Origin of the sequence: Roseobacter sp. EG26 (assembly GCF_049830555.1) — a bacterium.
Classification (GTDB): Bacteria; Pseudomonadota; Alphaproteobacteria; order Rhodobacterales; family Rhodobacteraceae; genus Roseobacter.
In genome coordinates this window covers 38,617-51,806 of sequence record NZ_JBNBLH010000011.1, presented here as the reverse complement: position 1 = coordinate 51,806, position 13,190 = coordinate 38,617, and the positions used below count along the sequence as shown (strand labels likewise).

At 56.8% G+C, this 13,190-nt stretch carries 13 protein-coding genes; 7 read left to right on the top strand and 6 right to left on the bottom strand.

All coding sequences use genetic code 11. The features are described from left to right. Positions 1 to 60: 60 nt before the first annotated feature. Complete coding sequence (locus ACOTTU_RS20210; RefSeq protein ID WP_425660575.1) at positions 61 to 1,050, top strand: AraC family transcriptional regulator; 990 nt, start codon at positions 61 to 63, stop codon at positions 1,048 to 1,050. A gap of 19 nt (positions 1,051 to 1,069) precedes the next feature. Here the strand turns inward: ACOTTU_RS20210 and ACOTTU_RS20205 are convergent, their stop codons facing one another. After that, the gene (locus ACOTTU_RS20205) at positions 1,070 to 1,447 is read right to left on the bottom strand and encodes a YbaN family protein (protein ID WP_425660573.1); all 378 of its coding nucleotides are present in this window, start codon (positions 1,445 to 1,447) and stop codon (positions 1,070 to 1,072) included. A gap of 163 nt (positions 1,448 to 1,610) precedes the next feature. Between ACOTTU_RS20205 and ACOTTU_RS20200 the strand changes: the two genes are divergently transcribed. Both ACOTTU_RS20200 and ACOTTU_RS20195 read left to right on the top strand, forming a co-directional pair. Then, on the top strand, positions 1,611 to 2,597 hold the full coding sequence (locus ACOTTU_RS20200) for a sugar phosphate isomerase/epimerase family protein (RefSeq protein WP_425660571.1): 987 nt from the start codon (positions 1,611 to 1,613) through the stop codon (positions 2,595 to 2,597). After that, on the top strand, positions 2,594 to 3,439 hold the full coding sequence (locus ACOTTU_RS20195; RefSeq protein ID WP_425660569.1) for a PfkB family carbohydrate kinase: 846 nt from the start codon (positions 2,594 to 2,596) through the stop codon (positions 3,437 to 3,439). Before ACOTTU_RS20200 ends, ACOTTU_RS20195 begins: the two co-directional genes overlap by 4 nt. Here the strand turns inward: ACOTTU_RS20195 and ACOTTU_RS20190 are convergent. Beyond that, positions 3,424 to 4,266 (bottom strand): amidohydrolase family protein, encoded by an 843-nt coding sequence (locus ACOTTU_RS20190; protein ID WP_425660567.1) that lies wholly within the window; start codon positions 4,264 to 4,266, stop codon positions 3,424 to 3,426. The genes ACOTTU_RS20195 and ACOTTU_RS20190 overlap by 16 nt on opposite strands. 123 nt (positions 4,267 to 4,389) lie before the next feature. Here ACOTTU_RS20190 and ACOTTU_RS20185 point away from each other — a divergent pair, with 123 nt between their 5' ends. The 3 genes from ACOTTU_RS20185 to ACOTTU_RS20175 are packed head-to-tail and all read left to right on the top strand — an operon-like array spanning position 4,390 to position 7,771. Then, the gene (locus ACOTTU_RS20185) at positions 4,390 to 5,190 is read left to right on the top strand and encodes a BtpA/SgcQ family protein (RefSeq protein WP_425660565.1); all 801 of its coding nucleotides are present in this window, start codon (positions 4,390 to 4,392) and stop codon (positions 5,188 to 5,190) included. Then, the gene (locus ACOTTU_RS20180) at positions 5,187 to 6,281 is read left to right on the top strand and encodes a M42 family metallopeptidase (protein WP_425660563.1); all 1,095 of its coding nucleotides are present in this window, start codon (positions 5,187 to 5,189) and stop codon (positions 6,279 to 6,281) included. The genes ACOTTU_RS20185 and ACOTTU_RS20180 overlap by 4 nt, the downstream gene beginning before the upstream one ends. Beyond that, on the top strand, positions 6,281 to 7,771 hold the full coding sequence (locus tag ACOTTU_RS20175) for an FGGY-family carbohydrate kinase (protein ID WP_425660561.1): 1,491 nt from the start codon (positions 6,281 to 6,283) through the stop codon (positions 7,769 to 7,771). The genes ACOTTU_RS20180 and ACOTTU_RS20175 overlap by 1 nt, the downstream gene beginning before the upstream one ends. Here ACOTTU_RS20175 and ACOTTU_RS20170 read toward each other — a convergent pair. The 4 genes from ACOTTU_RS20170 to ACOTTU_RS20155 all read right to left on the bottom strand — a co-directional run bounded on the left by ACOTTU_RS20170 (position 7,761) and on the right by ACOTTU_RS20155 (position 11,937). Continuing rightward, the gene (locus ACOTTU_RS20170; protein WP_298920033.1) at positions 7,761 to 8,159 is read right to left on the bottom strand and encodes a hypothetical protein; all 399 of its coding nucleotides are present in this window, start codon (positions 8,157 to 8,159) and stop codon (positions 7,761 to 7,763) included. The two genes, ACOTTU_RS20175 and ACOTTU_RS20170, sit on opposite strands and share 11 nt — an antisense overlap. A 10-nt stretch (positions 8,160 to 8,169) precedes the next feature. After that, positions 8,170 to 9,084: a carbohydrate ABC transporter permease gene (locus ACOTTU_RS20165; protein WP_425660558.1), complete on the bottom strand. Its 915-nt coding sequence runs from the start codon at positions 9,082 to 9,084 to the stop codon at positions 8,170 to 8,172. Beyond that, entirely contained in the window at positions 9,081 to 10,184 is a 1,104-nt protein-coding gene (locus ACOTTU_RS20160) for a carbohydrate ABC transporter permease (RefSeq protein WP_425660556.1), read from the bottom strand. The genes ACOTTU_RS20165 and ACOTTU_RS20160 overlap by 4 nt, the downstream gene beginning before the upstream one ends. A gap of 124 nt (positions 10,185 to 10,308) precedes the next feature. Beyond that, complete coding sequence (locus ACOTTU_RS20155; RefSeq protein ID WP_425660554.1) at positions 10,309 to 11,937, bottom strand: extracellular solute-binding protein; 1,629 nt, start codon at positions 11,935 to 11,937, stop codon at positions 10,309 to 10,311. 215 nt (positions 11,938 to 12,152) lie between these two features. On the opposite strand from ACOTTU_RS20155, the gene ACOTTU_RS20150 reads away from it, so the two are divergent. Next, entirely contained in the window at positions 12,153 to 13,187 is a 1,035-nt protein-coding gene (locus tag ACOTTU_RS20150) for an ABC transporter ATP-binding protein (RefSeq protein WP_425660552.1), read from the top strand. Positions 13,188 to 13,190: the final 3 nt, after the last annotated feature.

Sequence of the window (13,190 nt, the reverse complement as noted above, 5' to 3'; positions counted from 1 at the left end):
TCGCAATTGCACATTTTATTCTCCTGAGGTTTGGGTCACCTCGAGAATTTAGCCATAGGGATGTCTCTTTTTGTCCAGTTTTTGACCCCTTGGGAAAATTCTCGTGCCTTTTCGTCCATCGCGCCGCATTGTCAGGCTATGCGCTATGAACATATTTTCGATGAGCTTGAAATTGCCTCCAACCCGTTCGCCCTGTGCGAGTTGCGAGGCAGCTGCGATCTTGGACTCGGTCGAGATGCCGCGCCGACGTTGCACTATATTCTGTCGGGTGAGGGCGAGATCACCCTGAACGGTCAGGCATCCCTTCGCGTATCGACCGGATCTCTCGTTTTGATCCCGGCACTGCAGAGCCACGCCTTGCATAGCTATGGCACGGTCAATGAGCCTATTCCGGATTGCAAGCCAGCGGCGCTGAACCTGGCCCGCTTGATGGCGACATCTGCGACACCGCAGGACGGGCAGCTGATCGCCCTTTGTGCGCATATCAGCGTCGGACTGCGGGGGATCAGCGATGTCATTGATCTGGTGCGCGCGCCCCTGGTCGAGACCGTGACGGCGTCAAACAGGATGCACCCTGCAATGCAAGCACTTCTGCACGAGATATCAAGCCCGGGGCTTGGCAGCCGTGCAATGATCCGGGTGATTTTGATGCAATGCATGATCGAAATGTTGCGTAAGTGTCTGGCAGCCAATGATACGGCTCTTCACTGGATGGCGGCTCTTGCGGACCCGTCGGTCTGGAATGCACTGCGTCAGATGCTGGACGCTCCGGGGGAGCCACACACGGTCGAAAGCCTTGCAACAAGCGTCAGGATGAGCCGCTCTGCTTTTGCCCAGCGGTTCTCGGCAGCCTATGGGTCGGGGCCGATGGAGCTTTTGCGGGATTTGCGCATGCGGCGGGCAGCCATGTTGTTGAGCAAATCCGATTTGCCTGTGAAGCGCATCGCAGAACTGGTTGGGTTTTCATCTCGAAGCGCTTTCACACGCACGTTCGAGGCCAAAACTGGTCAGTCGCCAAGAGCTTATCGAGCCGCGTTACGAAACAATTGAGACCTCTAAGAAAAACGTTTTATCTCGGGCCGCTGGGTCGGGTCAGAACGAAAGCCCCCGCCAACCCCAAGCAAGCGGTCTGGACAAGCAACACAGCCGGTTTGACGCCAAGGGCAAAGCTGAGGGCAAGTGCAGCGCCCATCATGACCACAGCGATGAGTTTGTGACGAGGCGCGATCGCGCCGTGTTCGCGCCATTGCGCAATGAGCGGGCCAAATGTCGGGCTTTGCTTCAGCCGCGCCTCGAGGCGAGGAGAACTCCTGCCAAAGGCAAAGGCCGCCAGAATCACGAACGGAGTGGTTGGCAAGACGGGCAGCACGACCCCGATTCCACCAAAAAACAGGGCCAACACACCGACGCAAAACCAAAACGTGCGAAAAAACCTACCTGAGTACATGAATTCTGAGGTCTCCGTGACGCGTGTCTTCCTCGTCGTTAGCTGCTGGGCGTCGGGAATTCGAGCTTTTGCAAAAGTTTTTGTTGGTTGCGACTTTCGTTGGTTGCGGTGCCCGCCACATCAAAATTGCGTTTTGAGCTGTCGGCGGGCTAGGGTCTTTCATATGAACAATAATAATTCTCCCCGCTTTGCCGCCCGCCTGAATGCCTTCAAGATCGGGGCGGCTGACTACTGGCCTGGGAAGAACAAAATAACCACCGCTGACCTGCTGGAACGTGCTGCAACAGCGGGCCTCACGGCAGCGGATTTGAACTACCCCGATCATTTTGTTGACGACCGTCCGAATGATCTTGGCCGTGTCATGATGGAAAACGGCATGGTGCTGAATGGTATGGCCATGCGTTATTATACTGATCCGGGCTACAAGCTGGGCGCGTTCACGCACCCCGATGCAGCCGTGCGCCGTGCCGCCATTGACGAAACGAAGCGGGGGCTGGATGTACTGGCGGACATGGGCGGCCGGTTGATGACGCTCTGGATGGGCCAGGACGGTTTTGATTACTCCTTTCAGATGGATTATGCGCAGGCCTGGGCGCGCACCATTGAGGCGATCATCGAGGTGTGTGACCACAATCCAGCGATCGACATTTCACTTGAATACAAACCCAATGAGCCGCGTGCTTTTGCGTTGATGCCGGATGTGGCAACGACTCTCTTAGCGATCAAGGAAATTGGCCGCCCTAACACAGGTGTGACGCTTGATTTTGCACACGTACTTTACGCTGATGAGATGCCCGCATTTGCGGCTGTACTTGTTGCGCGCCACTCGCGCATTCTCGGCGTGCACCTGAATGACGGGTACGGAAAATGGGATAACGGCCTGATGGTCGGCGCGGTTCATCCGGTACAAACCGTTGAATTGCTGGTTGAACTTGAGCGTGCAGGCTATGATGGGGCGCTCTATTTTGACACTTTCCCGGACCATTCCGGTCTGGATCCGGTTGAGGAGGCACGTACCAATATCGAGGTGGTGGAACGACTGCGGCGCATCGCAAGCCGGCTTGTGGCGGATGCCCAGCTTAAAAAAGCAATCGCGCGTCAGGATGCGCCAGCGGCCATGCGCTTGGTGCAGGCGGTGATGTTGGCGTGACGCTTCTGGTCGTCGGATCATTGCATTGGGATGTGGTGGTGCGGGCACCGCATTTGCCATCGCTGGATGAAACCGTAGCGGGCTCAGCCGTAGACTACGTCTTTGGCGGCAAAGGAGGCAATCAGGCGGTTTCGGCGGCGCGCATGGGGGCTTCGGTCGTCTTTGCCGGGCGTGCCGGAAGCGACACCTTTGGGGATAAGCTCCGGGCTTCATTGCTCAGCGGCGGTGTCGATACATCCCAGCTTCAGCGAGATAGCGGCCCAAGTGGCATGAGCGTGGCCATTCTGGATGCAAAGGGTGATTATGGCGCAGTAATTGTGTCGGCGGCTAACCTCTTGATTGATGCGGACAAGATTGAAATCCCGACGCAGACATCCCTTGTTTTATTGCAAAACGAAGTACCTGAGGATGTCAATATTCGTGTGGCGCACAAAGCGCGCGCTGCCGGAGCCCGGGTCTGGTTGAATGCTGCGCCAGCAAGGCCGCTGCCGATTGAGCTGCTTCAGTTAACTGATCTGCTGGTCGTCAATCGGGTGGAAGCCGCGTTCTACCGTCATTTACAAGACGGTCCAAAAGTTCTCACAACCCTTGGCCCGGACGGGGTGTGCTACGCAGGGAATACCTACCCGGGCTTCAGCGTTGAGGTGACGTCCTCTCACGGTGCGGGGGATATGTTTATGGGTGCTTTGGCTGCGGCGGTCGACGGCGGCAAAACCATCGAAGGGGCCATCGACTTTGCTCAGGCGGCGGCAGCTTGCCACGTTGCCAGCCGTTTGGAGCAGCGTGCCGCCCTGTCGAGGGATGTCGTCAGTGATTTCCTGCGGGATCAGGGAAGACCATAGAACCGTGCGGCGTTATCACCGAAGATCGCCGCCTGTTCGTCGAAGGTCAGGTGCGACGTGAACCCCATCGCAAGGTCATACCAGTCATCATAGCTCGTCTGTAGCCGACAGACCGGCCAGTCGGATCCCCACATAACCCGTCTGGGCCCAAATGCGTTCAGGATGTGTCGGGCAAAGGGGCGCAAATCTTCCAGGGACCACCCGTCGCGGGTTTCCGTGACGAGGCCCGAAAGTTTGCAGTACGCTTCGGTTTGATCCGCCAGACGCGATATCCCTTCCGCCCAGTCCGAATACGCATCATCACCGGCTTGCTGATCTCGGATTTGTGGCTTCATGCAATGATCAAGAACCACCCTCATGCTCGGATAGGATTTTACCAGCTTCAGGAAATTTGGCAGATGTCTGGGGAATCCCAGCGCATCGAAGGTGAGATCAAGATCAATGAGAGCCCGGTAGGCCCATTGAACATCTTCGCGCCGCATCCAGTTAACATCGGCAATGTCCTGGATCATGGGCCTTACGCCCAGGAATTTCGGGTGGGCTGCCAGCCGCCGAAGATGCGAAATCTGACGGTCATCCTCGAAATTGACCCATCCGACCACGCCTTTGATGGAGGGTGTCGCATCCGCCATGCCCAGCATGTATTCGGTTTCTTCGACGGTTGCGGCCGCCTGAACGAGCACGGTACCGTCAAATCCGTGTTTCGCGAGTTTTGGCGCGAGGTCACCGGGGGCATAGGGTCTGTTCAAAATGGCGTTGTCCTTGGGCATCCAATCGTAGTCGCCGCGCGCGGGGTTCCAGAAATGTTGATGCGCGTCGATTTTCATGAAGGTGCTTTCCTATTCTTTGCTGCCAGGTGAGGGGGCTTGACTGGCTAGTACGCAGCTTACTCCAGTTTCTCTTTGCGTGAACCCTTTGCCCCTCTTACTGTCGGGTGCGGAGGATATTTGATGACGAAAAAATTCAAAGAAGCTTTTGGGCAGGCAAAGCCGGTCATTGGGATGGTCCATATTGGTGCCTTGCCCGGATCGCCGCTATTTGATCCCTCTGTTGACTTATTGGCGTTGGCCCGGGCTGATTTGCATGCGCTTCAAGACGCGGGTTTTGATGCGGTCATGTTCGGTAATGAAAATGACCGACCCTACGAATTCGAAGTTGATACTGTATCGACGGCCACCATGGCCGCGCTCATTGGTGCGTTGAAGTCCGAGATCACCGTGCCATTCGGCGTGAACGTGCTGTGGGATCCCATGTCGAGCATCGCATTGGGGGTCGCAACCGGAGCCGCCTTTGTACGGGAGATTTTCACGGGCACATATGCTTCTGATATGGGCCCCTGGACACCTGACGCAGGCAAGGCGATGCGCTACCGTGATCGGCTGGGGCGCTCTGACATGGCGATGCTCTACAATGTCTCGGCCGAATTTGCCCATTCTCTTGATCAGCGCAGCCTCGCGGATCGCGCGCGGAGTGCCGTATTTTCTTCCATCCCCGACGCCATTCTCGTCTCGGGTCAGATTACCGGAGAGGCGGCGGCCTTGTCGGATCTGGAAGCCGTAAAAAATGTGCTGCCCCAGACGCCCGTGATGGCCAATACCGGTGTCAAACATGCGACGGTTGCCGATGTATTGGCAATCGCTGATGGCTGTATCGTTGGATCCTCACTGAAGGTCGATGGCGATACCTGGAACGCCATCGACCCGGACCGCGCCCAGGAATTCATGGATATCGTACGCCGGGCGCGCGCATGAAGCAGAGGATCAAGGATGATCTCGCAGCGTTCATGCGTGTTCCGGGCCTTTCAGGCCATGAGGATCGCGTGCGCCGCCATCTGCGTGACCGACTGACGGAGATCGGCGTCGAGAGCCATACTGACAGACTGGGAAATCTGACAGCCCATTTCCCTGGCACAGGGCCGCGCGTGATGCTGTTCACCCATATGGACCAGCTTGGCTTCATCGTCAGACGAATCGAACCGGACGGGTTGATCAGGTTGGAGCGGTTGGGGGGCGTGCCCGAACGGGCCTTGGCCGCGCAGGAAGTGCTCGTATGTGTCGGGGAAGGGCGCGATGTGCCAGGTGTCATCGCGAACAAGAGCCATCACGCGACCCGCCCGGACGAAAAATACACGGTTGTGCCCTACGCGGAGCTTTTCGTCGACACCGGGATGTCTTCGGCGGCGGAGGTCGACGCAGCGGGTATTCGGATCGGTACGCCGGTCGTTTATGCGCCGCACGTGACCGAATTGCAGGGCGGGCGCCTCGCCGGGACAAGCGTGGATGACCGGGCCGGCTGTGCCGTGCTGCTAGAAGTGGCGCGACGCCTCAAAGACCGCGCGGATGGCCCTCCAGTTGATCTAGCATTTACCGTGCTTGAAGAATTCAACTTGCGTGGCGCGCAGCCGCTTGCGCAACAGCTTCGGCCCGATATCGCGATCCAGCTTGACCTGATGCTGGCAACGGACACGCCCGATATGGCGGAGCGTGGGGATGTTGTATTGGGTGGTGGCCCCGGGATCAGTCTCTATTCGTTTCACGGACGCGGGACACTTAACGGCGTGATCCCGCACCCTGCCATGGTGCGTCTTTTTGAAACCACCGCTGAGGCAGAAGGGATCGCGTTGCAACGCTCTGCGCAAACGGGTGTTTTGACCGATCTGTCCTATGTGCAGCTTGTGGGTGAAGGCGTTGCGTCGATAGATGTCGGGTTTCCAATGCGCTATTCCCATTCGGCCCGTGAGGTTTGTGATGTGAATGACCTTGTTGCGCTGACGCAGCTTCTGGAGGCGGCACTGAGCCGCATCGTACCGGATTTCTCACTGGACAGGGATGATTACACCTGATGGCCTACACGATCGGCATTGATGTCGGCACCTTTGAAACCAAGGGAGTTCTTGTCGATCACGCGGGGACTGTTATCGCGCAGGCTGCGCGCGGCCACCAGATGTTGGTGCCACAACCTGGCTGGGCAGAGCACCGACCGGAGGAGGATTGGTGGGGAGATTTTGTTTTTGTCTCTCAGCAATTGTTGGCGCAAAGCGATATTGACCCGCGCGACATAAACGCTGTCGCATGCAGCGCCATTGGACCCTGCATGCTCCCGGTTGACAAAGAGGGGAACCCGTTGATGAACGGGGTTCTTTATGGCGTGGATGGGCGTGCAGAAAAGCAGGTGCAGGCGCTGACGGACCGTATCGGAGAGGAGACGATCATCGCGCGCTGTGGCAACGCGCTGACCTCGCAGTCCGTCGGACCCAAAATCCTGTGGCTGAAACAGGAGTGCCCGGAAATTTATGCAAAAACGGCCCATATCCTGACGTCCACCAGTTTTCTGGTGCAGCATCTGACCGGCGAGGTTGTGATTGATCACTACACCGCCGCGAATTTCTCTCCGCTTTATGACGTCACCACGCAAGCTTGGGTGAGTGATCTGGCGGACGATATTATCCCTCTCGAAAAGCTGCCGCGGTTGCTCTGGTCGGGCGAGATTGCCGGGGAAATTACGGCCGAAGCCGCCGAAGCAACGGGGCTGGCCGCGGGAACACCGGTCACTGCCGGTACAATCGACGCGGCGGCGGAGGCTTTCTCGGTCGGTGTCGACGGCCCAGGCGACATGATGATGATGTATGGCTCCACCATCTTTATCATTCTGCGAGCCGCGTCGCCGGTCAGTGATCCGGCAATCTGGTATGCGCCCTGGCTTTTTGAAGGAGAGCATGCTTCCATGGCCGGGCTGGCGACTTCCGGCACGCTGACCCATTGGTTTCGCGACCATATCGCGCGTGATCTGCAGGTGGAGGACGCCTTTTCAGCCCTCGCACAAGAGGCGATGGCCTCCCCGCCGGGGGCCAATGGGCTCCTGCTTTTGCCCTATTTCTCGGGAGAACGCACGCCGATCCATGACATTAATGCAAAAGGTGCTTTCTTTGGTCTGAACCTGACACACACGCGCGGAGACATGTACCGCGCGCTCATCGAAGGTATCGCCTATGGCACGCGCCATGTAACGGATACCTTTGCAGATCTGGGGCAGCGACCTAAACGATTACTGGCTGTCGGCGGGGGGACGCAAAACCGTCTCTGGTTACAGGCAACATCGGACATCTGTGGACTTGATCAGGTGGTTTGCGAAAAAACGACCGGCGCGAGTTACGGTGATGCCTTTCTCGCTGCATTGGCAATTGGCGTGGTGAAACGCGCAGATATTTCCGCGTGGAACCCGGTGTCGGAGACCATAGAGGCGGCAGGTGATCCGATTTACGAAAAACACTACGTGTTGTTCCGCAGGCTCTATGAACAGACCAAGGACATAGCCGCTGAGCTTAGCGGTTGATCTGATACCAGATCACGATATCGGAAAATCGTGCACGCCCCTTTTTCATGTTAATGCGGAAGGCCACGCGATTGTTGTTCGGAATTCCGGCCGCAAGGGGAGAGCTGAAGCTGAACACTTCTGAATGACTTCGGGTGTGGCTCGCATTGAAATCCATATCGACGGCGATGAACCGCGTGTTGAGAAAAACATCGAATTCAACATCCGTGTAGGGTCGGATGTTGAACATGAGGATGGGCCGGCGCGCACCTGAAGAGATATGCAGGTCCGACGGCCATATGAATGTATCATCAATTGCGCGTGGGTAGGTTGGATTGGTCAGATCGTATTCGACGGTTTTGGACCCGTCCATCAGCACCTGATAATCGGCCAGTGATGTTGAGGCCATCTTTTCCTCCCTACTTGACTGCGCCTGCTGCCATGCCCTTGATGATGTATTTTTCCAGGAAAACGGCGACGATCACGAGGGGCATGATGGCCGCTGACGATAACGCCGCCATCGACCACCAGTTGATCCCCTGCGATCCGGTTTGAGACGCCACCATGACGGGCAGCGTTTTTGCGTCCGTTGCGGTCAGAAGAGCGGCAAAGAAATATTCATTCCAGCAAAGCACGAGGCTGAGAATGAAAGCGGCAACCATGCCCGGTAGGGCAATGGGCAGAACGATCTGGATAAAAGCGCCCCAAATGCCGAGGCCATCGACGAGGGCGGCTTCCTCCAGTTCGACCGGAATGCCCTGAAACTGGTCGCGCATGATCCAAATGACGATGGGCAGTACCATAAGGGTGTAAAGCAGGATCAGACCGATGCGGCTGTCGAGCAGATCCAGAGATTTATAGAGCACCAGAAAGGGCAGCGCCAGCACGACAGGCGGCAGGATCATCTGGCTGAGAAAGAAAAACGAGATGTCCGAGTTACGCATGAACCCGAAACGGTAATTAAACCGTGACAGCCCGTAGGCCGCCAAAGAGCCCAGAATGACCGCCAGCGTGGAGGCGGAAACCGCAACGATCGCGGAATTCCAGAAGCGTTTCAGGAATTCTTCGCGCACGGTGGAAACCTCTCCGATCAGGCGCGGCGAAAGCCCGAGGCTTTCCCAGCCTTTCCATTTTGGCGTGAAGTCCCACCAGGGGATCATGTTGCCTTTCATCACGTCGGGCGCAAGTTTGAAGGATGTGGTCAGCGTCCAGAAAATCGGAAAGAAGCAGATGATGGCCCAGGTGATCAACGCGGTATAGATCGCGATACGGCTGGTCCACCACCTGACCCGCACTTTCCGGTCGGCTTCGTGGTCCTTGAAAACCGCGCTCATGCCGGGCGCTCCATGAAGCGGCTGACCAATTTGAGCAGCAGGGTAATGAATATCACAATCAGCACCAGATAGACCATCGCCAGCAATGTGCCGTAACCTACGTTGGATCGGTCTCGGTACTCACGAAAAATGAAACTTGTCACGGAATCCGTAGCGCCGCCGGGACCGCCGGAGGTGACATTGATGATGATGTCGGCGAGCTTTAGCTTGAAGATGATCCGGATCACGATGGCTGTCACGGATACCGGCAACATCAGTGGGAAAATGACTTCCTTGAAGCTTTGCCAACCGGTGGCACCGTCGACTTTGCTGGCCTCGATCACTTCGCGGGGCAGGGCCTGCAAACCCGCCAGCAGCATGATCATCATGAAGGGGATGAAGGTCCAGGCGTCCATCGCCATGATCATGAAACGCGCAATTTCGGGCGTGCCAAAAAAGCTTGGCTCGAAACCTATCTCACGGACAATTCGGCTGACTGGTCCAAAACGTACCTCCAGCATGGATTTGCCAACCATCCAGCTGACCGCCACCGGGCTCAACATCAGGGGCAGCAAAAAAACCACCCGAAAGAATTTGCGCGCCCTTATCTGGGCGTTGAGCAGCAGTGCCAGGCCAAAGGCAATCACGTATTCCACGGTGACCGCGAGCACGTAGTAAACCATGTTTTTCAGGGCGTTCCAGTAGAAGGCATCGCTCCACATCTGGCGCATGTTGTCCCAACCGTTGGGCTGCGGGCCATTCAAGGAAGCCAGATTCCAGTCAGTGAAAGAAATATAGAGCGCAAAGAGCAGCGGGAAGACGACCAGGCTGATCACGAAAAGCGCGGCAGGCAACACAAAGAGGGTGCGTTTGCCTTTTTCACCGTTCACGATCACTTGTGCGGCACATAAAGCTGTGGCCCAGAGCAGATAGGCAAAAAGGACAGGGCGCCAGGTGTCGAACCCAAGCGTTGTCCTGTCGGTGTCATGCGCAAATTGCATAAGGGCCAGGCCGAAAAACAGGGCCGCTGAACCCCAGACCAACGCGCGACCGGTTGCCCGGCGCCTGTCGGAAATATTGTCAGCAGTGACAGTGTGCAGAAGGTCGCCTTCGGTGCTCATCTGTTGACTTTAGCGAGGGCTGTCATGGGTGTTAACCCTTAATTTTCAATGCAAATCGGTGGTGCGTTAAGGGCGCGACATGTTGGTGTCGCGCCCTCGGCACTGTTCGTAAGACGTGCTCGGTCTAGAGACCAAGTGAGGCCTTGTAGAGTGCAATCTGGCTGTCGCGACCGATCTGATCGGTGATCTTTTCCCAAGCCGCCGCAATGGCATCCGCGGTCTCCTGAGCGGAGCCGTATTGGCCCGCATAGCCCTTGGCCAACTCATCTTCGGCAACGGAATAATATTGGAAGATGCCCGGAATACGGGGCTCAATCGCTGCGTTCGGATGGTTGTAGCTGTCCGCGTTTGAGCCGAGATAATCCTCGACGAAGGCCCGGTCGTATCCTGCTTCTTCCCATTCCTCGAACTGGAAGTGCGATTGACGGTAGGGCTGGAAACCCGACGGATAGGCAGAGGCCCAAAGCGACAGATCCTTGCCGCCCAGATGTGCGGCTGCTGACCACGCGGCTTTCTTCTTCTTCTCGTCGCCTTCCACGGTGGCCATGACGTACACGCCCCAGCCGATGTAGGCCATGTTGGGCGCTTCGTTCAGGGTTTCTTCCCAAACGCCGTCTTTTGCGTTGTAGACACGGTCGGATGCCGGGTTGATGCCAAAGCCCACAACATCACCCACCACGGATGTATCGGAGGTGCGCGCGCTGGATCCCACATCACCCCACCACATCAGCATCGAACCGGTTCCGGCAAGGAACTGCTGGAACGCGGTTGTGCCAGGGTCCGCATTGATCTGGTCAGCCGGGTAAGCGCCTGCTTCGATCAGATCCATGACGTCCTGAATGGCCTGAACCCAGGCCGGGTTGTTGACCATGGGTTTCATGGTTTCAGGATCAAAGAGCCATGCAGGGCTGTTGGGATGTTTGGCATAGGCCGACGCGCGGTTTTCCAGGAAATAGAAGCCAAAGCCACCCCAGCCTTTCAGCGGATCGAGATAGCCATGGGCGGGCAGACCGGTCAGCGGGTCTTCCTTGCCGACCAGTTCCTTGCTGACCTCGTTGATTTCCTGCCACGTCTTGGGCACATCCCGTCCCGTCAGGGACCCTTCGCCAAAGTAGTCCTTACGATACGCAAACGTATGGCAATCACCATCAATGGACACACGGTAGGTCTTGCCATCCCATGTGCCTACGGGCGCTTTGAGGTAATCCACATAGTCGTCCATGTCGATCTGCTCTTTGACCCAGTCGGGCATCTCGGATGCCATGCCGCGGCCCAGAACATCGCCCTCAAACGGTGCGCCCATCTCCACGATGTCAAAATCCACGGTGCCGGTTGCAATCGACTGTTGCAGGCGTGCGTTATAGTCGGCCTGCGCGAGGTCAATCCAGTTGATCTTGGCGCCGGTGTAGGCTTCCCAGGGTTTCAGGAACCCACGGAACAGGAAGTTGTGCAGGTTCTGGTTGTTCAGGCCCATGAAGGTCAGTTCAACCCCGGCAAACTCTCCCTCGGTGACGTTTTCCTTGGTCGCACCAAGGCACATCTCACCCACTTTTTGCCAGTCGCTGTCTGTTGGCGAGCCTGCACCCACACCGGGTATCTTGAGAATTTCGGCGCGCACATTGGCATGGCCATCTGCGTGCGCCGCGCCTTTGGGCATCATCGCAACGGCACCCATTGCGGCCGTGCCTTTGAGCATTTGACGGCGGTTCATTTTCTGCGCCGCTCTTATATAATTATACAGGTCTACTTTCATTTTTATCCTCCCGGGACACGGTGATACATTTTGTCGATGGGATGAAAAAAGGCGCGTGTTTTTTATCTATTTTCTGACATTGGCGCCGCGCGATCCCCCACGAAACCTCACTATGGTCGAGATTTACGTTAAGTCAATAAAAGCTGTAAGCCGGGCGTGGACAACGTAAATACCTTTCTCTAGCATCGAAATTCGAAGTCGGGGGAATGCTGCGAATGGCAGGCGTCAAAATTCAGGACATCCGGAAATCCTACGGATCAACGGAAGTCATCCATGGTGTGAACGTTGATATCGAGGATGGCGAATTTGTCGCTTTGGTGGGGCCGTCGGGTTGTGGCAAGTCGACCCTGTTGCGCATGATTGCGGGGTTGGAGCCGATCAATGATGGTACCATTGCCATTGGCGAACGCGTCGTAAATAACCTGCCGCCTGCTGAGCGTGACATCGCCATGGTGTTTCAGACCTACGCTCTTTATCCGCATAAATCCGTTGCCGAAAACATGGGTTTCGCGCTCAAAGTGGCCAAGGCGGACCGGTCGGAAATTGATCGGCGCGTCCGGGAAGCCGCCGAAATTCTGAGTCTCACCGAATATCTGGATCGCAAGCCGCGTCATCTTTCAGGCGGGCAGCGCCAACGGGTCGCAATGGGCCGCGCCATCGTCCGTGACCCCCAGGTATTCCTGTTTGATGAGCCGCTGTCGAACCTTGATGCGAAGCTGCGCATACAGATGCGTACGGAAATCAAGGAACTGCATCAGCGACTGAAGACCACAACTGTTTTTGTTACGCATGATCAGATCGAAGCGATGACTTTGGCTGACCGGATTGTCGTCATGCAGGGAGGGCGGATTGAACAGATCGGCACGCCTCTGGAACTCTACGACAAACCGGAAAATGCTTTTGTCGCGACCTTCATCGGGGCACCTTCCATGAACCTTCTGGAGGGCACATTAACGGATGAAGGGGTTAGGGTCGGTGATCAGCTGTTTGCCGGACCGAGTGGCAGCGGCAAAGTTTGGCTGGGGGTCAGGCCCGAACATCTGATCCTTGCCGAAGATGGTTTGCCGATGGAGGTTAAGGTGGTCGAGCCTACGGGCTCGGAGACCATGGTTTTCCTGCGTTTCGGGGGGCAGGACGTAACGGCTGTGTTCCGGGAACGCCATGCCTTTGAGAGCGGCACGACCATTCGGTTGAAGCCGGATGCAGAACATCTGCATATCTTTGATGCACAGACGGGTGCCCGAATTTGACAA